Source organism: Flavobacterium plurextorum (assembly GCF_024638035.1).
Taxonomy (GTDB): domain Bacteria; phylum Bacteroidota; class Bacteroidia; order Flavobacteriales; family Flavobacteriaceae; genus Flavobacterium; species Flavobacterium plurextorum.
This window is the reverse complement of sequence record NZ_CP100442.1, coordinates 2,865,279-2,889,891: the sequence shown is the minus strand read 5'-3', so window position 1 is coordinate 2,889,891 and position 24,613 is coordinate 2,865,279. Positions and strand designations below refer to the sequence as shown.

The following is a 24,613-nucleotide window of genomic DNA, read 5'->3' as shown; positions in this document are numbered from 1 at the left end:
GTACGATTAATTACAATTGGCGCTTTATTTTTACCAATAGTTTTAATGCTTGTTTATTATACAAGATATTTCAAAAAGAAAAGCAAGAAGGACAAAATACTATCCGATTTTAGAAATTTAAATCTTGGATTTATTTTTCAGTTTCATCAATTATTACCAGAATTTACTGCTTTAGAAAACGTTTGTATTCCAGCTTTTATGGCTAACAAACCAAAAGCCGAAACTGAAAAGGAAGCTAAAAGAATCTTAGAATATCTTGGTTTATCGCACAGAATCAACCACAAACCAAACGAACTTTCGGGCGGAGAGCAACAGCGTGTTGCGGTTGCAAGAGCTTTAATCAATAAACCAGATGTTATTTTTGCCGATGAACCTTCTGGAAATTTAGACACACATTCGGCAGAAAATTTACATCAATTGTTTTTTCAGCTTCGTGACGAATTTGGACAGACTTTCGTAATCGTAACTCACAACGAAGAATTAGCGAATATGGCTGATAGAAAATTAATTATGGTCGACGGCCAAATTAGTAATTAGGTTTTCTAATTATTTGAATATTTCATTTCAACATGAACCAAAAAGAACTTAAAGAATTTCTTGACGAAAAAGTCATTCAATATAATAATCAGGATTTTATTGAAAGTGATCCCGTTCAGATTCCCCATTTATTTACTCAAAAAGAAGATATTGAGATTGCAGGTTTCTTGAGCGCTTCAATTGCTTGGGGAAATCGCAAAATGATTATCAAAAATTCGCATAAAATGATGGAATTAATGGGCAGCACGCCTTATGATTTCGTCATGTCGCATTCTGAAGACAATTTAGCCGATTTAGAAACTTTTGTTCACCGTACATTCAACGGAAAAGATTTTGGCGGATTTATTAAAGGTTTACAGCACATTTACAAAAACCATAACGGACTTGAAGCTGTATTTGCCAAAAATCAGGAAAAAGACAGTTTACAAAAAAGTATAAGCGAGTTCAAAAAAATATTTTTCGAAATCGATCATCTACCTCGAACCCAAAAACATATTTCAGATCCGCTGAATAATTCGGCAGCAAAACGAATCAACATGTATTTACGCTGGATGGTTCGCCAAGACACAAAAGGTGTCGATTTAGGAATTTGGAAATCTATTTCTCCATCCGTATTATCTTGTCCGCTTGATGTTCATTCAGGAAATGTAGCCAGAAAATTAGGTATTTTAGAACGAAAACAAAACGACGGTAAAGCGCTTGCCCAATTAGATCAAAAATTACGCGAAATGGATGCTCAAGATCCTGTAAAATACGATTTTGCTTTGTTTGGTCTGGGGGTTTTTGAAGGGTTTTAGAATTTAAACTTGATAAATTATTTTAATTGCTCCAAATGCAAATAAGTCCAGTCATTTTTGCCTAAATCATTTTTATAGCCTTCTGATTCATAATATTGGCAAATAAATTCGTAGTCGGTTAAGCAGGAATCCTCTCCTAACTTTGCTTTTTTAAGTGATTCGATAGGTGAATTAGCAACTCCAAAATTATCTGCAACATAAATTCTATCTATAGGAGGCAAATTATCATCATGAAAATTATAGTAAAAATATCTTTCATAAAAGGATAGCTCTAATTGTCCATTTTCAAATTTAGCCAACCTCGCTTCTCCAGATGTAGATTGATAGTAGCCTAACAAAATGACAGTTTCCAGACCTTTTGAAATACGTCTTAAAATTTCATCATAAAAATACAAGTTACCATCAAAATCAAATTCAATCTCAATCCAATTTTTATTTTGGTTTTGAGATAATATAATTGTTAAATTTCTTTCTTCCGACTGATTTTCCTCATGAGGTAAATTGTAAAACCATACTTTTTGATCGTCAAGCCAAATTTCTCTGCCAATTGGCAAATACTTTTTTAATAAACTAATTACAGCATTTAAATCCTTACATTTAATATTGGTCTGCGAAAATGTACCCATCTTATTTATTTGGTCTCCTTTTTACTTCTTTTTTTCAAAAATATTAAAAAATCCCTCCGGAACTTTTAATTTATTCAACATATTTAAACGCGAATAAACAATTTTAAAAACTGAAAATCAAACAATTAAACAAACAAAATTTTAGATGATTCGAAAAATCTTGCGTTCTAACCATCATTTTAACGTACATTTGCACAAAATTTAATGCAAATGAGCACTTTCGAAAAATTCAATCTTCCAAAATCTTTACAAAAAGCAATCGACGAACTGGGATTTGTTACACCAACTCCTATTCAGGAAAAATCTTTCTCTGTAATCATGTCTGGACGCGATATGATGGGAATTGCGCAAACCGGTACTGGTAAAACATTTGCCTATTTACTGCCTCTTTTAAAATTATACAAATTTACAAATACCAATACTCCAAAAATTGTTGTACTTGTTCCAACTCGTGAATTAGTAGTTCAAGTTGTTGAAGAAGTGGAAAAACTAACCAAGTATATGTCGGTTAAAACACTTGGAATTTATGGAGGTGTAAACATCAATACACAAAAAAAAGCCGTATACGAAGGTGTCGATATTCTAGTTGGAACTCCTGGACGTACAATGGATTTAGCTTTAGATGCTGTTGTTCGTTTTGATGATACTCAAAAGTTAGTAATTGATGAGTTTGACGAAATGCTTAATTTAGGTTTTCGTACGCAATTGACAGCACTTTTGGCAATGATGAAAGCAAAACGTCAAAACATTTTATTCTCTGCAACAATGACAGATGAAGTAGATGATATTTTGAATGATTATTTTGATTTTCCCGAAGAAGTTACGCTTGCAGCATCAGGAACACCACTAGAAAAAATTACTCAAATCACTTATAATGTTCCAAATTTCAATACAAAAGTAAATCTTCTAAAACATTTGCTTCAAACTGATGAAAGCATGGATCGTGTTTTAGTTTTTGTAAACAATAAAAAGATCTCGGATATGCTTCATACCCGAATCGAAGAAGATTTTGAAGGACAATTTGGTGTAATTCACTCTAATAAATCTCAAAATTATCGTTTGAGTACAATGGCTGAATTCCAAGAAGGAAATCTTCGTGGTTTGATCACTACAGATATTATGGCGAGAGGTTTAGATATTTCTAATATTTCTCACGTCATTAACTTCGAACTTCCAGAATTACCAGAATTATACATGCACAGAATTGGTCGTACAGGTCGTGCTGATGCAACTGGAACTGCAATTAGTTTTGTAACTCCTAGAGAGGAAGAATTTAAAATTGAAGTCGAAGTTTTAATGAACCAAGAACTTGAAATTACTGATTTCCCTGAAGAAGTTGAAATTTCGTCTAAGCTAATTGAACCTGAAAAAGACAAGCAGCCTATTAAGTTTTTAATGAAAAAAGTAAAACTTGAAGGTGACGGAGCTTTTCACGAAAAATCTAAAAAGAATAAAAAAGTTAATCTTGGCGGACCTTCAAAAACAAAAAAGAAAACGCACGGTTCTGTCAATCGAAATATGTTGAAAACGAGAGACAAAAAGAGAAAAGACAGCAACAAATAAAATTTTAGACGCTAAGGTGCTCAGGGACTAAGGCGCTAAGTTTTGTTTCAAAATTATAAAAGGCTCAAAAGATTCAAAGTAAAACTATGAATCTTTTGAGCCTCTTTATCTTAGTATCTTAGAACCTTAGCTCCTCAGAACCTCAAAAAAACTATATCTTCGTAAAAACTAACCCAACAGGCGAACACAATTGGATTCTTCTTCCTGTGTCAGTAATTTTTCCAGTTGCAATATCTCTTTTAAAAATAACAATATCATTGGTGTACTGATGTCCTACTAAAAGGTAATTCCCAGTTGGATCAATTGCAAAATCTCTCGGTCCTTTTCCTAAAGTACTTTGCTGTTCTACTAATTCTATACTTCCATTTTTTAGAATTTTATAAACTGAAATTGCATTAACATCTACACGATCTGAAACGTATAAAAAATTCCCGTCAGGCGAAATCTTTATCGCTGCAGCACCAGTACCACCTTTAAAACCTTTTGGCAAAATACTAGTTTCCGCAATTACTTTTAAACTTCCTGTTTTGTTGTCATAACTAAACGTTGTCAATGTTCCGTCTAATTCCTGAACCAGATAAACAAATTTACCATCTTTACTAAAAGTCAAATGTCTTGGACCACTTCCAGGCTTTACGTCTACACTTCCTTTTAATGTTAATATTTCATTCTTAGCATTTGGATTGTATTTATAAATAAAAACTTTATCTAAACCTAAATCATTCGCTAAGACAAATTTTTTATCAGGCGAAAAACAAACCATATGTACATGAGCTTTTTCTTGACGAGCTGCATTTGGTCCTTTTCCCTGATGCTGAACTAATTGTTGTCCCTCAGAAATACTGCCGTCAGCATTTTTCTTAAAAACAGCAATGCTTCCACCAGAATAATTCGCTATAATCACATTTTTATCATCATTAATCAAATGACATGGATCTGCTCCTAAAGCATCATTTTTATTCAAAAAAGTAACCTTCCCTGAAGCAGCATCATAACCAAAAGCACTTACGGCACTTTGAGCTCCATTTTCATTTACGGCATAAATAAACTTATTATCTGCCGAGACTGACAAATAACTTGGACTGACAACATTTTCTGAAGAACCTTTTAATTTAAACTCTCCCGAATCAGCATTAAATTCATAAACGTAAATTCCATTACTTGGGCAGGTATTCGTATAAGTTCCTACTAATAAATTAAATTTATTTTGAGCCTTAGCAGCTGTAAATACTAAAGCTGAAAACAATACTAGATATATTTTTTTCATACTTAATTTTTTGAATACGCTAAAATACGCATTTATATCATTTTTGTTATTACAAATAGAACCTTAAAAGTTACATTTTTCAAAAAGGTCTTCCACTATATAAGTGATATAAGTTCATTTTAGAACGCTTAAATATTTTTTACATATAATCTCTTACATGAACTTATATGGTTCAACTAAAAAATTTGTATTTTTGACCAGCATCTTCGCGAAAAACAAAACGTAGTGAAGTAAATCGAAGCCAGAATGCATTTTAAACACCCCGAAATTCTATACTTCCTTTTTTTATTGATCGTTCCAATTTTGGTTCATTTATTTCAATTACGACGTTTTAAAACCTCTTATTTTACCAATGTTCGTTTCTTAAAAGAACTTGCCATTCAAACTCGTAAAAGTTCGAAAATCAAAAAACGACTATTACTGGCAACTCGCCTTTTATTACTTACATGTATTATTACGGCCTTTGCTCAGCCTTTTTTTGAAGCCAAAGACAGTAAAAATGCTTCAAATGAAATGTATATTATTCTAGATAATTCGTTTAGTATGCAGGCAAAAGGAAAAAAAGGAGAATTGCTAAAACGAGCTGTTCAGGAATTATTAGAGAATACACCCGAAACGGCTCAATTTTCATTGCTGACAAACACTGAAAATTATTGGAATACTGATATTAAATCGTCTAAAAGTGCTTTACAAAATTTAAAATACAGCGCAACGCCTTTTGAACTTTCATCGATTATAGCAAAAATAAAAGCACATAAATCAGCGCATAAAAAGGACATTGTAATTATTTCTGATGCTGTTGGTTTAACCGAAAACGACATTAAAAATATTGATCAGGAGGAAAAACCTTATTTCATAGTTCCTGAAGCAGAACAAAAAAACAATGTTTCAATCGACAGTGTTTACATCAATCAGACATTAGAAAATTTTTACGAAATAACCGTTGACTTATCAGGCTACGGAGAAGACTTTAAGCCTATTTCGACTTCTTTATACAATCAAAACAAATTAATTGCTAAAACAATTATCAATTTTGATACGAAGAAAAAGAAAATCAACTTCACGATACCAAAAGAAGCCTTTCATGGTTATGTTTCTATTGAAGACAATGGTCTAACTTACGACAACAAACTGTTTTTCAGTATTTCTAAAAACAAAAAAACTAACGTAATCAGTATTGGAGAACCTGAAAAAAGTAATTTCTTATCTAGAATTTATACTTCTGCCGAATTCAATTATAATAATTATGCAATTGGTTCTCTAGACTATAATAGTTTAGAAAAACAAAACACAATCATCTTAAACGAATTAATTGAGATTCCGCAAGCCTTGCAAACCACTTTAAAAGCTTTTGTTTCTAAAGGCGGGAATTTAGTTGTAATTCCATCTGAAAAAAGCTCAATTTCAAATTTAAATTCGTTTTTAGGAAATTTTGGAAAGGTTCAATTTAATACACTAAAAGCTCAAAATAAATTAATTACCAAAATCAATTTTGATCATCCTTTGTTTTCAGGCGTTTTTGAGAATAAAATCACAAATTTTCAATACCCTAAAACAAACAATTCATTTGATATTTCAAGTCCTTATCCAGCCGTTTTATCTTATGAAGATCAAACTACATTTGTAACAGCAATTCAAAATCAAGTTTCTGGAATTACCGTTTTTTCAGCGCCAATAAACACAGAGAATTCAAATTTTCAGCAATCACCATTAATTGTTCCGTTATTTTATAAAATGGGACAAAATAATCGGAAAACAGGCGTAAATGCTTTAACCATAGGAAATAATCAACCTTATTTTGTTGATGTTTTACTAACAAAAGATGCAATTCTAGAAGTAAAAGGAACTGACGATTCTTTCATTCCGATTCAGCAGATACTAAACAATAAAGTAAAATTGACTTTTAATGATTTTCCTGAAACAGCTGGAAATTACAGCATTTTTGACAAAAAAGAATGGGTTGAAAATTTAAGCTTTAATTACAAACGATCTGAAAGCGATTTAAGTCAGGTAAATACCAATATAGTTTCTAAGTTTAAAACTGCAGATACGATTTCGACCATTTTTAATACCTTACAAACTGAGCGCACAGACAGCCAAATTTGGAAATGGTTTGTTATCTTTGCACTGTTATTTTTAGCATTAGAAATGGCAATCATCAAATTTGTAAAATAGATTAACGACAATTTAAAGCCGTTTCACTTTTACAAAAATCATTTTACGACAACAAAATATCTACATATGAAAATAATCATCAAAAGCGCCAAAATTATCGACTCAAAAAGTCCGTTTCATAACCAGACTGTTGATCTTTTAATTGCAGATGGTTTAATAGAAAAAATAGGCGTTTCACTTCCAAATGATAATGCAACAGAGGTAAAATTCGATAATCTTCATGTTTCTCAAGGATGGTTTGACAGCAGTGTTTCACTTGGAGAACCAGGTTATGAGGACCGAGAAACTATCGCAAACGGATTAAACGTTGCGGCAAAAAGCGGTTTTACAGCAATTGCTCTGCAGCCAAACTCCTTCCCTATTATTGACAATCAGTCTCAGGTAAATTTTGTAAAAAATAAAGCAAATGATTTTGCAACAGAAATTTTCCCAATTGGAGCTTTAACAAAAGCCAGTGAAGGAAAAGATATGGCAGAATTGTTTGACATGAAAAAAGCCGGCGCTGTTGCTTTTGGAGATTACAACAAAAGCATTGATAATGCCAATCTGCTAAAAATTGCTTTGCAATACGTTCAGGATTTTGACGGTTTGGTAATTACTTATTCGCAAGACCCAAACATAAAAGGAAACGGCGTTGCAAACGAAGGAATTGTTTCGACTCGTTTAGGATTAAAAGGAATTCCTGATTTAGCCGAAGAACTTCAAATATCTCGAAACTTATTTTTACTGGAATATACAGGCGGAAAACTTCATATTCCGACAATTTCTACAGCAAAATCAGTTCAATTAATTAGAGAAGCTAAAGCAAAAGGTTTAAACGTAACTGCAAGTGCATCTGTGCATCATTTAGTTTTAACAGATGAAAAACTAGATGGTTTTGACACTCGTTTTAAAGTTACTCCGCCTTTACGTACTGAAGTTGACAGACAGGCTTTACTTAACGGAATTGCTGACGGAACTATCGATATCATTACTTCAGACCATAATCCGATTGATATCGAATTCAAGAAAATGGAATTTGACACGGCAAAAAATGGAACTATTGGTTTAGAAAGTGCTTTTGGAGCTTTATTGACTGTTTTACCATTAGAAACTATAGTTTCAAAACTAACTTCTGGAAGAACTATTTTTGGACTTGAAAACAATACAATTGCCGAAGGTTCTATAGCAAACTTAACTTTCTTTACGCCAGAAGGAAAATCGACTTTTACAAAAGAAAATATTCTTTCAAAATCTAAAAATTCTGCCTTTTTAGGAACTGAAATTAAAGGTTCTGTGTACGGAATTTTAAATCAAAATCAACTTGTTACAAAATAATACAATGAACAATACAATTGAAGAAGGAAAATCTATCGCTATTACCAGTTATATTTTAATTATTGGCGTTTTGATAGCGATGTCTATGAATTCTGAAAACAAAAACAGCTTTGCTTCTTTTCATATCCGTCAAGCTTTAGGATTATCGCTTACTTTTATTTCTTTTGGAGCAATTATCAGCAATTTTGACAGCTTTTTTATCACTTTTCCAATGTGGATCTGCATTTCAATTCTTTGGACTTTTGGCATTTTTAATGCGATACAAGGACAGACAAAGCCTATTCCGTTAGTGGGAGAACTTTTTCAAAAATGGTTTAAATCTATCGGTTAACTTAAATTTTAAAAAAAAAACCGTTGAAATCAGCGTTTTCGCTTTAGCGAATCTGTTTTATCAATGTATAAAATTTGAACTCGGATGATACAGTTTTGCATACAAAACGCGGATAAAAACAGATTTTCTACAGTAACATCACCAACAAACTTTGTCAAAGTTGAAAACTGAAAACTGAGACTGAGAACTAACAATTCACAATTAAAAAATGAATCTATCTTTAGAATATAAAATAAGAGAACCTAAAGTTATTTTAGACAAAAACCCTCTTTTGCTTTTATTACACGGTTATGGCAGCAACGAAGCCGACTTATTTTCGTTTGCAACTGAACTTCCTGATAATTATTATATCATTTCAGCAAGAGCGCCTTATGATTTACAATATGGTGCTTACGCTTGGTACGCAATCAATTTTGATGCAGACCAGAATAAATTTTCAGATAATGAACAAGCTAAAACTTCAAGAGATATCATCGCCAATTTTATTGACGAATTAGTTGCTAATTATCCTATTGATGCTAATAATGTGACTTTGATTGGTTTTAGCCAAGGTTCAATCTTAAGTTACGCAACAGCACTTTCTTATCCTGAAAAAATTCAGAGAGTTGTGGCGATGAGCGGTTATTTTAATGAAGAAATCATCAAAGAAGGTTTTGAGAAAAACGACTTTAAAAACTTAAAAATATTCGCTTCACACGGAACTGTAGATCAAGTTATTCCAATTGAATGGGCTAGAAAAACTCCAGCGATTTTAGAAAAACTAAATGTTCCAGTCACTTACAAAGAATATCCTGTTGGTCACGGCGTTGCGCCACAAAATTTCTTCGATTTCAAGAATTGGCTTTCGGTATAAAAGAAAAAAGTGAGATGTAAAATGGTAATACCAAAATACATCTCACTTTTTTACTCTTTATTTTTTTACTTATTGTCCTGTATAAACAATCTTTCCAGCTTTTTTCAAGACATAACCTTTCCACGGAATTAACTCCAGATCATCTTTTTTCCAAGAATCCCCTTCGGATTTTCTTTCTAAGATGATAGATTCTTTTTGAGTATCCAGAAAAAGCTCTGCTTTGTTTCCATCAAAAATAACATATGCAGCTGTGCTGTATGTTTTTCCATCTTCTGCATGGTTCAATCTTGTACCTTCAAATATTCGGATACATTCTTTTTTTAATGTTGACCAAGTGTAGCCGGCAGAAGCTTTACATCCGTGCGAATCTGAATCTCCACCTACAACTGCTTCTTTTTCTGTCTCTTTAGAAGTTACTTTATCCTGAGAAACCTTTTTTGCACAAGAAAATGTTCCGGCAATAATCAAAAACAAAAATATTTTTTTCATAATCCTATTAAATTTAAATTGATAAAAAAACAGGATAACACAATCCTATTTTTGATACAACCAAGTTTGGTTTACTTCAAAGGTAATATTATCATCATTATCAACAAAATACTTTAACAAGACTTCTCCCCATAATTCACCATTGCTGTAATCAGCAATAATCCAACGGTGGTTTAAAATTTTTACTTTATTGATAATAAATTTGTTTGGTCCTATTTGATCTTGTCCTGTATACGGATTCCCTTTTGGGTTTGCGTTAAAATCTAATAATTTCTCCGTTACAACTGGAATCAATTTTTCAAATAAAATTACTTTTCCTCCAGAAGCACTGTTATCAAAGTAATTTTGTGCATTTTCATTATGTTCAAGAGAAAAATAATTTGCATCAGCCAATTGCGTTTTTACCAATTGAATACTGTCTCTTAGCTTTTTAGTCGTTTTATCATATCTTTCCTGCCCGAATTTTACTTCGCTGCTATAAAACATATACGTAAAAACATTCATTAATATCGCAAGGATAAAAAGATAAAGCATTAAGGATTTTTTCATTTTTATGGAATAATTAAATTGTAATTTCTAAGTTATCGTAAGCCAGGAATACATTTTCGGGCAGTTGTTTCTGTACTTCTTCATGAAAACCTAAAACATGGCTGATATGCGTTAAATAAGCCTTTTCGGGTTTTACGAGATTAATAAAATCAAGTGCTTCTTGTAAGTTAAAATGTGTATCGTGAGGTTCAACACGTAAAGCATTCACAACTAAAACTTTCAATCCTTTAAGTTTTTCGACTTCGGCAGTTTCGATTGTTTTTACATCTGTCAGATAGGCAAAATCATCAATTCTATATCCAAAAACCTGCAAATCACCGTGCATTACATTTATTGGAATCGCTATTTTATCACCAACGGCAAAAGGTTTGTCATTTTCGACTTCGATAGTTTTAACGCTTGGTGCGCCGGGATATTTGTTTACAGTTTCGAAAACATAATCAAAACGGCGTCTTAAATTACCTAACACACGCTCATGTCCGTAAATTGGAATTTCGCCCTGTCTAAAATTAAATGGACGAATATCGTCTAAACCTGCAGTATGATCTGCGTGTTCGTGCGTAAATAAAATAGCGTCGAGTTTACGACATCCGCAGGAAAGCATTTGCTGTCTGAAATCAGGACCGCAATCGATTACAAATGAGTGCTCGTTCCAAGTAATCCAAATGGATACTCGGAGCCTTTTGTCCTTAGCGTCAGTGCTTTTGCAAACAGGATGATCCACTCCGATAATCGGAATGCCTTGAGAAGTACCAGTACCTAAAAAATAGACCTTCAATTGAACTTAATTTTTTTACAAAAATAGGATTATTTCTCTTTCATTAGAAGCCTAATTTACTAACTTTGTAACAAATCTATTTAAAATAAAATGGGTACAGAAATAAAACTCAAAGGTGACAAGGTCATCGAACAGATTCCCTCTATAAAAGACAAAGCTTTACGCATTAATTTAAACGAAAACATTTACGGAACATTTGCAGAAATTGGCGCTGGACAAGAGACAGTTAGGCATTTTTTCAGATCCGGAGGTTCTTCAGGAACTATTGCAAAAGCTATGTCTGCCTATGACAAAGATTTTAGTGATGCTATTTACGGAATTGAAACTGACGGCCGTTACGTAACCGAAGAACGTTTAAAAAAGATGTTAACTCTCGAAGGACAAATCATCGAAGAGCGTTTAAGCAGAGAAAAACATCCCACAAAACTTTTCTTTAGTTATGCAAATACAGTTGCAACTATAGATTTTGCGAAACAATTTAAAGGACACGGCTGGGTAGGAATTAGATACCAAATTGAACCAGACGAAGCTTATAACGAAATTATTCTTCACATTCGTTTTAGAGAAACTGACGCTAGATTACAACAAGAAACACTAGGAATTTTAGGTGTAAACTTAATTTACGGTGCTTTTTACAAATATAATGATCCAAAACGTTTACTTCGATATTTATACGATCACTTAGACAAAGATCAATTAGAAATCGATACTATTAATTTCTCTGGTCCTCGTTTTGCTGATGTTGACAATCGTTTGATGAGTTTACAATTGGTTAAAAACGGAATGACTGACGCGGTTATGTTTAATCCTGAAGGAAAAAACATTTTGCCGGCTGCCATTTTGTACAAAAAGAACCTTTTAGCTTTAAGAGGAAGTTTTCGCCCGGTTACAAAGGTAAACATGGATATGTACGAGAAATCGTTGAAGATGTTTCTTGAAGAAAATAAGGTTGAAAAAGATAATACATTGGTTATTTTCGAAATTACACTTTCGAATTTACGTTCTGACGGTGAAATCGACGAACGTGACTTTATGGATAGAGCTGAATTACTTTGCTCACTTGGTCAAACGGTAATGATTTCGAATTTCCAAGAATACTATAAAGTGGTTGAATATTTTGCCAACTATACCAAAGCACGTATGGGATTAGCAATGGGTGTAAATAACCTTGTCGATATTTTTGACGAGAAGTATTACAGACACTTAAGCGGTGGAATTCTAGAAGCTTTTGGAAAATTATTCTACAGAGATATGAAAGTTTTCCTTTATCCAATGCTGGATGAAAATGGAGAATTAATGAATTCAACTAATTTGAAAGTACATCCAAGAATGAAAGAACTTTACAAGTTCTTCAAATTCAACGGAAAAGTGGTTGATATTACAGATTACGACCCGCACAACTTAGAGGTTTTTTCTCGCGAGATTTTAAAAATGATCAATCAAGGCAAAAAAGGATGGGAACATATGCTTCCGCCGGGTATTGCAGAAATTATAAAAGAACACCACTTGTTTGGATATCATCCTCAAACGGAATTAGAACAAAATGCTTAATTAAAAAGTCCCTTATTGGGACTTTTTTTTTGTTCTAGCTTTTAATTTTACCACAATAATACTATTTCAAAATTTGTGCAGCGTGTTCTTTTGTTTTTACTTTTTCGATTACTTCTTCAATAATTCCCTGTTCATTAATTACGAAAGTTGTTCTGTGAATTCCGTCGTATTCTCTTCCCATGAACTTTTTTGGTCCCCAAACTCCAAATGCATTGATTACCGATTTATCTTCATCTGCCAATAACGGAAAAGGAAATTCGTATTTATCTTTAAATTTTAATTGTGCTTTCTGACTATCTGCACTCACACCCAAAAGCTCATAATTATTAGCTTTAAAACGTTCAAAATTATCTCTCAAATCACAAGCTTCAGCCGTACATCCAGGTGTACTTGCTTTTGGATAAAAGAAAACTACTAATTTTTTTCCAGTATAATCTGCTAGTTTATGTGACTTCCCGTCTTGATCTATTCCTGAAAAACTTGGTGCTTTATCGCCGGCTTTTAATGTTGTCATATCTTTTTATTTTAAATTTTAAATTTCAGATTATTGATTAAACAAAGATAACGACAACTCTTAACTCATAACTTATAATTCATTATTTTTACGTCTTTAAAAATAAGGAAATGAATAAAGAAGCTCGCGTGCAATTTGTTATAAACACTTTAAAAGAACTCTACCCTACTATACCTGTACCGCTTGATCATAAAGATCCTTATACTTTATTAATCGCTGTATTACTTTCGGCACAATGTACTGATGTTCGTGTCAATCAAATTACTCCTCTTTTGTTTGCAAAAGCTGACAATCCGTATGATATGGTAAAAATGTCTGTAGAAGAAATCAAAGAAATCATTCGACCATGCGGTTTATCTCCAATGAAATCTAAAGGAATTCATGGTTTGTCTGAAATTTTAATTGAAAAACACAATGGTGAAGTTCCGCAAAGTTTTGAAGCACTAGAAGAATTACCAGCTGTTGGTCATAAAACAGCGAGTGTTGTAATGTCTCAAGCTTTTGGAGTTCCCGCCTTTCCTGTAGATACACATATACATAGATTGATGTACAGATGGAATCTTTCGAATGGAAAAAATGTTACGCAAACTGAAAAAGATGCTAAACGATTGTTTCCTAAAGAAATATGGAATGATCTGCACTTACAGATTATTTGGTATGGACGTGAATATTCGCCTGCTCGAGGCTGGAGTTTAGAAAAAGATATTATAACAAAAACAGTTGGAAAAAAATCGATTATTGAAGAAATGACAAAAGTAACAAAATAGAAAAAGGCACAAAGTTTAAAACCTTTGTGCCTTTTTTATCTTTATTTCTTTACACCTTAAAAATTACATACTGCCTTTTAACGCATTATACTCTTTTGTCATATCAAGCGATCTGTAAACTCCTAAAAGTGTTTTTGTAGCTTCTGAATTTTTTGGTTCAATAGTAAGCACTTTCTTTAGATACGGAATCGCACTGCGGGTTACATCATCTTTTACAGCACTCAATTTATCATATTTCTTCATTTCTGCAGGCGTGGTTCCTAAAGCTGCTATTTCATCAGATAAATCTTTTTTCTGCTGCAATTTTAAGTACGCTAAATTTATATAAGCGTCGATATAATTTGGATTCAATTCCAAAACATAATTATAAATCATTTCAGCTTTAGAATAGTCTTTCTTTTCGAGATAAGAATAAGCCAGGTTATTATTAATTTCAATCTTTTTTGATGGAACAGATTCTGTTCTTGGCTTTTCGTAAACTCCTTGCTGAATAGCGGCTTCTCGGGCTTTTGGCGAAACAAACATATCTTCTTCTTTTGTTTTCTTGTTTGTTGCGTAGTACAAAACTCCTTTTCCTGAAAAGTTAATTTTTTTTAGCTGCTCGTAATATCTTATCGCTGAATCAAAATCCTTGGCATTTACTGATGAAGATGCTGCATTAAATAAGTTCAGTGTATCTTTTTTATCAAACAAATAAACCTTATAACTTTTCTCTGCACTTTCTTTAAATTTACCGGCATTAAAATCTGTCATTGCTCCATTGACCAAATTAGATTTCATTTCTTTTAGAGCCAAATTTGCTTTAATAGTAAACTTAAATTTGCCTGATTCGTTTTCATACAAAAACACATCCTGATAAGCTTGTGATGCCAATGTAAAATTATTAGCTGCATCAATGTTTTTTCCAGCTAAATCCTTTAATACATTTCCTTTTAAAAAGTAATAATCAGATTTATCTTCATCAGAAGCATTGAGTATAAGATATTCTGTTTTATTTAAAATAGTCAAAGCTTCTTGGCTTTTTCCTTTCTCATACAAGGACTGCGCTTCTTTTATTCTATCTTTTTGAGCAAATGCTCCAATTGTTATCAATAGCAAAGTTGATAACATGATTAGTTTTCTTTTCATTTTTGGTTAGTTTGGTTTGGTTGTTAAATAGACTTAATGGCTGTTTATTAAAAGAATGAGCATCAAAAAAAAGACACTAAAACTTTTATTTAATATACTCTGGTACACATATTAAAAAAAACAAAAAACTCTTCTTCCATCAAAAGCATAGCAGAAATCAATTAATAATTCTGCCATTATCTACCTGACTTACAACAAACAAAACAACGAAGCGTAATTTTTTTCCATAGATTATTGGTGATTTGGGTTAAACTTTTTTCTTAAATATTAACATTTCTATTTAAAAACCAGCTTTTGAACTTTAATAATAAAAATTTGATATTTTAATAATAAAAATGAAATAAACAATACTTTTTAACTAAACTAAAATTAAATCTCGAATAAATAAACAAAACCCGATCAAAATATGAAATTTTAACAATACCGAATAAAACTATACAAAAAATCTGATATTGTTTATGAAGTAAAAGAGACTTAAATAGCTTTTTTGTCATTTAAAATTTAGAATCTTCAGGTTGATTCAGTCAATTAAAGCTAAGTTTTATAAAATAAAAAACTCACTATCTGTATTTACATACAAATAGTGAGCTTTCAACCAAAACGACCATTTGGTTTTCTTTCGAAATAAACATCCGACTGGGCAAGCGGGCTGTTTAATTTGCTATAATTTCAAAACTTTTATTTTCAATTTTCACAACAGTTAAAGCTTGTGAATAATTCAACAAAAAAGAAATTACTTCTTTTTTAGGTTTTAAATCTTTAGCAGCTGCTGCTTTTTTTGAGTAAATTTTCGCCATACCAATAAAATGTTTTATAATAGTATAACGAGCTTATATTCAAAATAGTATTAGTTAGTCAAAATAATTTGATGTTTATCGATAATTTTTCTCAAATTCATCAATGCATAACGCATTCTTCCTAATGCAGTATTAATACTTACATCTGTTAACTCTGAGATTTCTTTAAAACTCATGTCCTGATACATTCTCATTACCAAAACTTCTTTTTGATCGTCAGGCAGCTCCTCGATTAACCTTTTTAAATCTACTTCAACCTGATCTAAAATCATTTTGCTCTCGATGTTTAAGGAATCATCAGACATAATTGAGAAAATCGAAAACTCTTCGGTTTCTCTATACATTGGCATTTTTTTAGTTTTGCGAAAATGATCTACAATTAAGTTGTGTGATATACGCATAACCCAAGGCAAAAACTTACCTTCTTCATTATATGAATTGCTTTTTAAAGTTTTGATAACTTTAATGAAAGTGTCTTGAAAAATATCGTTTGAAATATCTCTATCAGCAATCTTCGAATATATAAAACCATATATCTTAGATTCGTGTCTTTTTATCAATGTCGCAAGAGCACCTTCGTTGCCTTCGACATAATTTTTCACTAATAGAGCGTCTGGAATATGCAGATCAGCCATAATACTTACTTTTTTAGGTTCTATAATTTTGGAGTAAATTTTCTAAAAAGTAATTTTATTGTATAGGCGTATCTTTTTTATAATGTTAATATTGTGACCAAATTTAACAAATTATTATTTTAAAAAGCAAACAAATGCAATAATAATTAACATTTTACCGTTAAGTTTTTTAACACATCGTTCTATTTTGTTTTAAATCATTAAAAAAAATGGAAATTTTAGTAAGTTTAATGCTTTTCGAAAACAAGTGTAAATAACTTACAATTAAATATTTACACTGCTCAAATCTGCATTATTTCTAAATTTCGCGGTTAGTTTTTTATTGATATACTCTTACGTAATCTATATAAAACTTTTGCGGAAAAATAGCATCGTCTACTTCTGGACCTCCAAAATTTCCTCCAACTGCCAAATTCAAAATAATATAAAATGGCTTATCAAAAGGCCAGGTATCTTCGTTTTTTACAGAAGGATTAAAAGTATAAACTAAAGTTTTGTCTACAAAAAATTCAATTTTATCTTTATCCCACTCAATAGCATACACATGATAACCTTCTTCAATATTTAAAAACTCAGTTCTTTTGGTGTTAATTGTATTTCCGTGACTGTCTTGCGTATGAAGCGTTGTGTAAACCATGTGAGGATCTCTGCCTATATATTCTAAAATATCAATTTCACCGCTTTTTGGCCATTGCACTTCGTCAATATTAGCACCAAGCATCCAGAAAGCAGGCCATATACCTTGTCCTACGGGCAATTTTGCCCTTGCTTCTATTCTGCCGTACTTAAACTCTTTTTTACCTTTGGTTGTAATTTTTGTCGAGGTATATTTATTTTCCTCTTTTCTGGCTTCGATTACCAAATTACCATCTTTTATTTCATGATTCGTTTTAGTATAAATCTGCCTTTCATTGTTACCAAAACCACATGAATTTGGACAGCCGTCTCCAAGCTCAAAATTCCAAAATTTTTCATTTATCTCTTTCTTATTAAAACTTTCTTCCCATACTAATTTTCTTTTTACTTCTTGTGCGTATGAAAAACTGCAAACGAGCACCAATAGAACTACTTTATTCATAACTATTACTTTAGAAATTTTTAAAACTGTTCTAAAATAGAATATTTCGTAAACAATAGCAGCTTTATAATCGAAAAACTTTGCGACAAAAATTCGGAGCTAACAATGTGATTCTGTTAAAATTTGGAACAATATCCTTAACTAAACTCAATTCAAAATTGATTACTTTTGTAAAAATTGACATTTTTTATGCAAATCGATCTTTCTACACTCGACCCAAAACAAAATATTATAATAAAAGGAGCACAAGTACATAATTTAAAAAATGTAGATGTTGCTATTCCGCGAAATAAACTTGTTGTAATTACCGGTCTTTCAGGATCAGGAAAATCAAGTTTAGCATTTGATACTTTATATGCCGAAGGACAACGTCGTTATGTAGAAAGTTTATCTTCATACGCACGTCAGTTTTTGGGACGTTTAGACAAACCTAAAGTAGAATACATTAAAGGTATTGCGCCGGCAATTGCAATCGAGCAAAAAGTTAATACTACAAATGCTCGTTCTACTGTTGGAACCTCTACAGAAATCTATGATTATATTAAACTTTTGTTTGCCAGAATCGGACGCACTTATTCTCCTATTTCTGGTCAGGAAGTTAAAAAAAACACTGTTTCTGATGTTGTTTCTGATGTAAAAACATTAGAAATCGACAGTAAATGGCTGCTTCTTGCTCCTATTCATCTTGAAGAAGGACGACAGCTAGAAGATAAACTTAAAGTATTATTACAACAAGGTTTTGCCCGTATTCTGGTCGAAAATGAAATGGTGCGTTTGGATGAATTTTCTGCAGAAAACCTACATCAATTAGACAATAAAGATATTTTATTAATAATTGATCGTATCGTTGTAAAGGAAGAGGAAGAGTTTTACAATCGTCTTGCTGATGCTGTTCAAACTGCTTTTTTTGAAGGAAAAGGAATTTGTTATCTTCAGGAATTGGGCTCAGATAAACGATTTTCCTATTCTAATAATTTCGAATTAGACGGTATTACTTTTCTTGAACCAAATGTTCACTTATTCAGCTTTAATAATCCGTATGGCGCTTGTCCTGTTTGTGAAGGTTACGGAAATATAATTGGCATCGATGCCGATTTGGTTGTCCCTAATACTTCGCTTTCTATTTTTGAAAGCGCAATTTATCCTTGGCGAGGCGATAGTATGAGCTGGTACAAAGATGAATTAGTGAAACATGCTTACAAATTTGATTTCCCAATTCACAAACCTTATTTCGAACTTTCTGACAGTCAAAAAGACTTAATTTGGACAGGAAATCAATACTTTCAAGGTCTAAACAGCTTTTTTAAAGAACTTGAAGAGAAAAACTATAAAATACAAAATCGTGTAATGCTGTCGCGTTACCGCGGAAAAACGAAATGTCACGCTTGTCGCGGAAAACGACTTCGCGAGGAAGCTTCATATGTAAAAATCAACGGAAAAACGGTTTCAGATTTGGTTGATTTACCTATTAAACATTTAGTTACTTTTTTCAAGAACATCGATTTAAATACTTACGAGCAGCAAATTGCAAAACGTTTGATGGTCGAAATCAATAATCGTTTATCGTTTTTAACCGAAGTTGGTTTAGATTATCTTACCTTAAACAGAAACTCTTCGACACTTTCAGGAGGAGAATCGCAGCGTATTAATCTAGCTACTTCGTTAGGAAGCAGTTTGGTTGGATCGATGTACATTCTAGACGAACCTAGTATTGGACTGCATCCAAAAGATTCTGAAAGGCTAATTAAGGTTTTGCTTTCGCTTCGTGATTTAGGTAACACTGTAATTGTGGTAGAACACGATGAAGATATCATGAAAGCGGCAGATATGATTATTGATATTGGTCCTGAAGCAGGAACTTTTGGAGGAAAACTTGTAGCTCAAGGAACTTATGAAGAAATCCTAAAATCAGATTCGCTTACTTCTAAGTATTTGAATGGAGATTTAGAGATTTCAGTTCCACAGCGACGAAGAAAATTCAAAAATCATATTGATATTATTGGTGCAAGAGAGAATAACTTAAAGAATATCAATGTTACTTTTCCTTTAGATATTTTAACTGTTGTAACTGGAGTTTCAGGAAGTGGAAAAAGTACTTTGATTAAGAAAATTCTATTTCCTGCCATGCAGAAAAAACTGGAAAATGCTGCAGAAAAAGCAGGACAGTTTAGTGAAATTAAAGGGTCTTTCTCGCAAATAAAACATATTGAATATGTAGATCAAAATCCGATTGGAAGGAGTTCCCGATCAAATCCTGTGACTTACATAAAGGCTTATGATGATATTCGTGATTTGTATGCTAAAGAAAAATTATCAAAAATAAGAGGTTATCAGGCGAAACATTTCTCTTTTAATGTTGACGGTGGACGCTGTGAAACATGTAAAGGAGAAGGTTCTATAAATGTTGAAATGGTATTTATGGCCGATGTTTCTCTGCCTTGTGAAACCTGCGGAGGAAAACGATTCAAAAAAGAAATTCTAGAAGTTGCTTTCGACAGTCAAAACATCAACGATATTCTTACGATGACTATTGATGATGCTATTGCTTTTTTCGAAAAAAACAAGCAGACAAAAATCACGCAAAAATTACAGCCTTTACAAGATGTTGGTTTAGGATATGTTCAATTAGGACAATCATCTTCTACTCTTTCGGGCGGTGAAGCGCAACGTATTAAATTGGCTTCATTTTTAGTAAAAGGAGCAACAAAAGACAAAGCTCTATTTGTTTTTGATGAACCTACAACCGGGCTTCATTTTCATGACATTAAAAAACTGATGGCTTCATTTGACGCTTTAATCGAAAAAGGACATTCGATAATTGTAATTGAACATAATCTTGATTTAATTAAATGTGCCGACTGGATTATAGATTTGGGACCTGAAGGCGGTGAAAATGGTGGTCACTTATTAGCAGCAGGCACTCCTGAAGAGATTGTTAAAGTAAAAGAATCGGTTACTGGAATTTACTTGAAAGATAAACTGTAGTTTCCGACAGTTCAAAAAAAAGCCATAAATTATATCAGCTTATGCTATAATTTATGGCTTTGTTATTTTAAAATTAGGAATGTTTATGCCAATAAACATTTTTCTTCAAAAGGAAAACCATCTTCATCGATGGCAACTAGTACTTTTTTCTGTTTTGAGGCCTCGATTGTAAGATACAGCCATGCAAATGACCATAATCCGAGGGTTAAACAAAAAATAATAAAATTCAAACCGTGGTTAACTGCTTTTCCGCCCTTTGAAAGAACTGCGAAAAGTAATTCATCATTTCTCTCTTCTAATACAAATCCGTTATGAACTTTGTTTGAAATCATATTCGAAAACACCTGTACACTTTGTTCCGGACTGAGCTGATTGTTTTTCATAATCCTTCATTTTGGTTTAGTCTGTATGCGAAATTTCCTGAATTCTCAACAATTCCCAATTAAGTACTGCATTCAAAAACAAACATCAGCAGAGCCTTTTATATTTTATTAAACCATTTAGTTCTTTTTCAATAAACTGGAAAGCTAAAAATTTAACCTAAAATTATATTTTAAAATTAAAACTACAAAATAAACAACTGTTAAAATTAATTCTTTAAAACAGTATATCAATACATTAACAATAAATTAATCTTTATTTCTAATATTGAATGATGAAGGTTTATAATCACTCTTTAAATAATTTTCTGGTATAGTTGTCGTATTACCGTCTCGTAAAGCACTATAATGTGGAGACATAATTTCGATTCCGGCTTCATTAAAGGAGTCTTGAATATTTTGATGTAATGAAGAATAAATCAATGGCTGTTTTGTAGGTTCTTTTGTATAAACATTTATCTGATACGACACATAAAAGTCATCTAAACTAGTTTGTAAAACAAACGGCGGCGGTGTCTGCTCAATCATTTGTGTTTTTAACGCCGCATCTATTAAAGCCTTATGAATGTCTTTCCAAGGAACGTCATACCCAATTGTAACTGTAGTATGAATTAATAAGCCATTATTAACTTGTTTCGTGTTTGACGAATAATTTGTTGAAGTACTTGATAAAACTGTTGAGTTCGGGATTGTAATGTCTTCAAATTTAGGCGTTCTAATTCTAGTAACTAAAGCTGTTTTCTCGATTACTTCACCGCTTACATCTCCAATTTTTATAAAATCACCAATTTTAAACGGACGCATATAAGTAATTACTAAACCTGCAACCATATTGGCAATTGCATTTGAAGAACCTAATGAAAATAAAACCCCGACAAATACAGATACTCCTTTGAAAATTGGTGATTCTGAACCAGGTAAATATGGAAAGATGATAACGACCATAAAGGCCAGTAATAGGAATCTAACAATATTAAATGTCGGCATTGCCCAATCATTATAGAAACCGTCAATTTTAATATTCTCTTTTTTAATTTCTTCAAAAAAGAACTTAATCACCTTTATAGCATATCTAAAAATAACAACAATAACTATGATGGTAACTAAACTTGGAAGAAAATCAATAAAGCCCATAACGGCCAATTTTGCCGGCGTTAGAATCCAGCGCAGCAATGTTGTAGTATACGCTTCTGTAGCCGGAAAAATACTAAATAACAGCGGAAGTGAAAGGTAAACTATTAAAACAAGAACAATTCCTTTTACAAAACTGTACAACTGCATTACGAGTGCTTGTTGCTTTTGAGGCGATAAAATTTTAATATTATTATAATTAAAACCTTTAAAATACTTGTCGCTGTTTTTTAGAATATAGAGTTTTACTCGGTTAAAAAGTTTACCAACAAAATACAAGATACTTCCAATAATCAAAATCAACAAAGCTGTGTACCCAAGTCTTTTTGGCAGCATCGAATAGTTTTCATTTTGATAAATTATCGCCTTTTTTATTATAGATAAATTACGTTTTGCAATAAACTCCTGTGTTTGATTTTCGGCCTTTGCATCAACGTCAAGAATTGACATAATGATAAAATCATCTTTGTAAACTATATCTTGTGAAATATCTGAAGGACTGATTACAAGCGAATCTGAATCAAAAAGCGAATCTTCGTAAAGTTTTCTTATTTTTTCGGTAATCGCTTTCGCTCTGCTTTCGGCAGAAAAAGAACCCACTTTATTATAAACAAAGAATAAAGTGTCCTTGAAAGGATTTACAGGATATTTAACTTGTTTTAGTTCAACATCAGCATTTTTTGATGTATGCAGGCTGTCTTTTTGAGTAAAAGCAAATGATGAAAATAAAACAATGAAAATCGCTAAAAAACAAAGTAATTTCTTTTTCATATGATGTCAGCTGTAAATGAATATCCTTTCTAACAAATATAAAAACAAAATAGATTCAAATTAAAATTACTTTGCTGTTTCGCAATAAAATCGTGTTAAATTTTAATTCCTATTTTCTTTAAAATCGTATCGATTACTTTATTAATATCTGGCGAAATATTAAACTTATAATTCAGGTATACATATAAAATGGTTACCAAAATTGATTTCAAAGCAATACTAATCAATTGATAAAATGGAAATTCCCAGAAATAAAACAATAGAAACAGTACAAAAGTTAACACAATTGATGAAACTGTTTCTTTTGTAAAAGGATACAAATGAAGTTTCTTTACCACAAAAAGCAGTTTTGCCAAACTATATAAAGTAATTGATAATAAAGTTGCAAAAGCAGAACCGAAGATTCCAAAAATTGGAATAAAAATCATGTTTAAAATGACAGTAAGAACTACAAGCATCAATCCAAGATACAAAACCATTCGGTAGTATTTTGTATTAAAAATAATGGCGTTATTGTTTCCTAAAATCAGGTCGAAATATTTTGACAAACCAATCATAAATACAACTGAAATTCCTCCGCTGTATTCTTTAGGCACTAATTCGTAAAGCTGATTAATGTTGACGAAAATACACAGCATTACAAATCCGCCTACCATTTGTAAATTGATAGAAGTTTTTTTATAAAGTATATTCAATTCATCATACTTATTTTCATGCATTAATTTTGCCGTTATCGGATAAACAATTTGATGCATCGCACGACTTGGCACCGAAATTACCAAAGCAATGTAGGTCGCTACAGAATAGAAAGCAATATTTTCAATCTGCATATATTGATTCAACATCATTTTATCACCATCTAAAAGTAAATTAGCAACACTTCCTGATAAAATAATATAAAAGGTATATATTAATATTTCTTTCGTATTTGTTGGTATTGTAAACTGAAAGGTTGGTTTCTGAATGCTGAATGCATATAACATGGTTATCAAGAATGCCAAAAAATACAAACCTGCTGTTGCATACACAAAACCTTCTACGCTAAGCCAATCGTAATAAACGCCTATTAACAGAAATAATGAAAACAATCGCAACCCAACTTCTTTTACAAAGTTTCCAAAAACAGAATGCATATTTACTCGCAGCCAGGCATAAAAAATTTCAAAATATGCCATACATAATCCTATAAATGGTATTAACCAGATATAACTTTTTACGATTGCGTTCTTTTTTGACACGAAGAATAAAATCTCATCATAAAAAACAAGACCAATCAGTAAAATTGGAATTATTAACAGCAAAGGAAATAAAACAGTAAAGGATAAAAAACGGGATTTTTCTTCTTCAGTTTTATATTGCGAATAAAATTTGACTAAAGTATTTTGCATTCCAATCGCAAACAAAGGCATAATTACATTAGCACAAGATGTCACATAATTAGTCAAACCATAAAAGGTTGCCCCCAAAAAAACAGGATACAAATAAAGCGTATTAATGGCTCCAATTCCGAAACCTATATAGGTAATAATAGTGTTTTTGAAAGACTGATTTAAGACAATACCCATTTGCGGATTTATGAATTTAGATTTGAGAT

Annotated in this window: 22 protein-coding genes and 1 pseudogene; 10 read left to right on the top strand and 13 right to left on the bottom strand. The window is 31.8% G+C overall.

Annotated elements, in window-relative coordinates; translation table 11 throughout:
* Positions 1 to 87: 87 nt before the first annotated feature.
* A pseudogene (locus NLG42_RS24430) lies at positions 88 to 537 on the top strand (ABC transporter ATP-binding protein); the annotation flags it as partial.
* Between the two features lie 32 nt (positions 538 to 569).
* Positions 570 to 1,334 carry a TIGR02757 family protein gene (locus NLG42_RS12770; protein ID WP_089052434.1) on the top strand — a complete coding sequence of 255 codons (765 nt, stop codon included), beginning with the start codon at positions 570 to 572 and terminating at the stop codon, positions 1,332 to 1,334.
* A gap of 17 nt (positions 1,335 to 1,351) precedes the next feature.
* Here the strand turns inward: NLG42_RS12770 and NLG42_RS12765 are convergent, their stop codons facing one another.
* Positions 1,352 to 1,960: a hypothetical protein gene (locus NLG42_RS12765; RefSeq protein ID WP_257681232.1), complete on the bottom strand. Its 609-nt coding sequence runs from the start codon at positions 1,958 to 1,960 to the stop codon at positions 1,352 to 1,354.
* 210 nt (positions 1,961 to 2,170) lie between these two features.
* On the opposite strand from NLG42_RS12765, the gene NLG42_RS12760 reads away from it, so the two are divergent.
* Entirely contained in the window at positions 2,171 to 3,523 is a 1,353-nt protein-coding gene (locus NLG42_RS12760; RefSeq protein WP_089056625.1) for a DEAD/DEAH box helicase, read from the top strand.
* A gap of 151 nt (positions 3,524 to 3,674) precedes the next feature.
* On the opposite strand, the gene NLG42_RS12755 is transcribed toward NLG42_RS12760, so the two are convergent.
* Entirely contained in the window at positions 3,675 to 4,790 is a 1,116-nt protein-coding gene (locus NLG42_RS12755; protein WP_257681231.1) for a lactonase family protein, read from the bottom strand.
* Positions 4,791 to 5,036: 246 nt separating this feature from the next.
* Here NLG42_RS12755 and NLG42_RS12750 point away from each other — a divergent pair, with 246 nt between their 5' ends.
* The 4 genes from NLG42_RS12750 to NLG42_RS12735 all read left to right on the top strand — a co-directional run bounded on the left by NLG42_RS12750 (position 5,037) and on the right by NLG42_RS12735 (position 9,466).
* Positions 5,037 to 6,965, top strand: a complete 1,929-nt coding sequence (locus NLG42_RS12750; protein WP_257681230.1) for a vWA domain-containing protein — start codon at positions 5,037 to 5,039, stop codon at positions 6,963 to 6,965.
* 66 nt (positions 6,966 to 7,031) lie between these two features.
* The gene (locus tag NLG42_RS12745) at positions 7,032 to 8,282 is read left to right on the top strand and encodes a dihydroorotase (protein ID WP_257681229.1); all 1,251 of its coding nucleotides are present in this window, start codon (positions 7,032 to 7,034) and stop codon (positions 8,280 to 8,282) included.
* Positions 8,283 to 8,286: 4 nt separating this feature from the next.
* Positions 8,287 to 8,613: a hypothetical protein gene (locus NLG42_RS12740; protein ID WP_099720305.1), complete on the top strand. Its 327-nt coding sequence runs from the start codon at positions 8,287 to 8,289 to the stop codon at positions 8,611 to 8,613.
* Positions 8,614 to 8,821: 208 nt separating this feature from the next.
* A complete protein-coding gene (locus NLG42_RS12735; protein ID WP_257681228.1) occupies positions 8,822 to 9,466 on the top strand; it encodes an alpha/beta hydrolase in 645 nt (214 codons plus the stop codon).
* A 69-nt stretch (positions 9,467 to 9,535) separates the two neighbouring features.
* Here NLG42_RS12735 and NLG42_RS12730 read toward each other — a convergent pair whose 3' ends face one another.
* The 3 genes from NLG42_RS12730 to NLG42_RS12720 are packed head-to-tail and all read right to left on the bottom strand — an operon-like array spanning position 9,536 to position 11,282.
* Positions 9,536 to 9,955 (bottom strand): hypothetical protein, encoded by a 420-nt coding sequence (locus NLG42_RS12730; protein ID WP_233207092.1) that lies wholly within the window; start codon positions 9,953 to 9,955, stop codon positions 9,536 to 9,538.
* Positions 9,956 to 10,000: 45 nt separating this feature from the next.
* Complete coding sequence (locus NLG42_RS12725; RefSeq protein WP_089052439.1) at positions 10,001 to 10,504, bottom strand: hypothetical protein; 504 nt, start codon at positions 10,502 to 10,504, stop codon at positions 10,001 to 10,003.
* A gap of 13 nt (positions 10,505 to 10,517) precedes the next feature.
* A complete protein-coding gene (locus tag NLG42_RS12720; RefSeq protein ID WP_089056620.1) occupies positions 10,518 to 11,282 on the bottom strand; it encodes an MBL fold metallo-hydrolase in 765 nt (254 codons plus the stop codon).
* A 90-nt stretch (positions 11,283 to 11,372) separates the two neighbouring features.
* Between NLG42_RS12720 and NLG42_RS12715 the strand changes: the two genes are divergently transcribed.
* A complete protein-coding gene (locus NLG42_RS12715) occupies positions 11,373 to 12,833 on the top strand; it encodes a TonB-dependent receptor (RefSeq protein ID WP_089052441.1) in 1,461 nt (486 codons plus the stop codon).
* 61 nt (positions 12,834 to 12,894) lie between these two features.
* Here the strand turns inward: NLG42_RS12715 and bcp are convergent, their stop codons facing one another.
* Positions 12,895 to 13,347, bottom strand: a complete 453-nt coding sequence (bcp, locus tag NLG42_RS12710; protein ID WP_257681227.1) for a thioredoxin-dependent thiol peroxidase — start codon at positions 13,345 to 13,347, stop codon at positions 12,895 to 12,897.
* 110 nt (positions 13,348 to 13,457) lie between these two features.
* Between bcp and NLG42_RS12705 the strand changes: the two genes are divergently transcribed.
* Entirely contained in the window at positions 13,458 to 14,114 is a 657-nt protein-coding gene (locus NLG42_RS12705) for an endonuclease III domain-containing protein (RefSeq protein ID WP_089056618.1), read from the top strand.
* A 63-nt stretch (positions 14,115 to 14,177) separates the two neighbouring features.
* Here NLG42_RS12705 and NLG42_RS12700 read toward each other — a convergent pair whose 3' ends face one another.
* The 4 genes from NLG42_RS12700 to NLG42_RS12685 all read right to left on the bottom strand — a co-directional run bounded on the left by NLG42_RS12700 (position 14,178) and on the right by NLG42_RS12685 (position 17,752).
* The gene (locus tag NLG42_RS12700; protein WP_099719792.1) at positions 14,178 to 15,242 is read right to left on the bottom strand and encodes a tetratricopeptide repeat protein; all 1,065 of its coding nucleotides are present in this window, start codon (positions 15,240 to 15,242) and stop codon (positions 14,178 to 14,180) included.
* Between the two features lie 653 nt (positions 15,243 to 15,895).
* On the bottom strand, positions 15,896 to 16,039 hold the full coding sequence (locus tag NLG42_RS12695; RefSeq protein ID WP_165768026.1) for a hypothetical protein: 144 nt from the start codon (positions 16,037 to 16,039) through the stop codon (positions 15,896 to 15,898).
* Positions 16,040 to 16,089: 50 nt separating this feature from the next.
* The gene (locus tag NLG42_RS12690; protein ID WP_257681226.1) at positions 16,090 to 16,674 is read right to left on the bottom strand and encodes an RNA polymerase sigma factor; all 585 of its coding nucleotides are present in this window, start codon (positions 16,672 to 16,674) and stop codon (positions 16,090 to 16,092) included.
* 319 nt (positions 16,675 to 16,993) lie between these two features.
* Entirely contained in the window at positions 16,994 to 17,752 is a 759-nt protein-coding gene (locus NLG42_RS12685; protein WP_257681225.1) for a glycoside hydrolase family 16 protein, read from the bottom strand.
* Positions 17,753 to 17,941: 189 nt separating this feature from the next.
* Between NLG42_RS12685 and uvrA the strand changes: the two genes are divergently transcribed.
* A complete protein-coding gene (gene uvrA, locus NLG42_RS12680; RefSeq protein WP_099719795.1) occupies positions 17,942 to 20,737 on the top strand; it encodes an excinuclease ABC subunit UvrA in 2,796 nt (931 codons plus the stop codon).
* Between the two features lie 83 nt (positions 20,738 to 20,820).
* Here the strand turns inward: uvrA and NLG42_RS12675 are convergent, their stop codons facing one another.
* From NLG42_RS12675 to NLG42_RS12665, 3 genes are all read right to left on the bottom strand, one after another.
* A complete protein-coding gene (locus NLG42_RS12675) occupies positions 20,821 to 21,120 on the bottom strand; it encodes a hypothetical protein (protein WP_089055078.1) in 300 nt (99 codons plus the stop codon).
* Positions 21,121 to 21,366: 246 nt separating this feature from the next.
* Positions 21,367 to 23,019 carry a mechanosensitive ion channel family protein gene (locus NLG42_RS12670; RefSeq protein WP_099719796.1) on the bottom strand — a complete coding sequence of 551 codons (1,653 nt, stop codon included), beginning with the start codon at positions 23,017 to 23,019 and terminating at the stop codon, positions 21,367 to 21,369.
* A gap of 95 nt (positions 23,020 to 23,114) precedes the next feature.
* Complete coding sequence (locus NLG42_RS12665; protein WP_089056613.1) at positions 23,115 to 24,584, bottom strand: oligosaccharide flippase family protein; 1,470 nt, start codon at positions 24,582 to 24,584, stop codon at positions 23,115 to 23,117.
* Between the last annotated feature and the right edge of the window lie 29 nt (positions 24,585 to 24,613).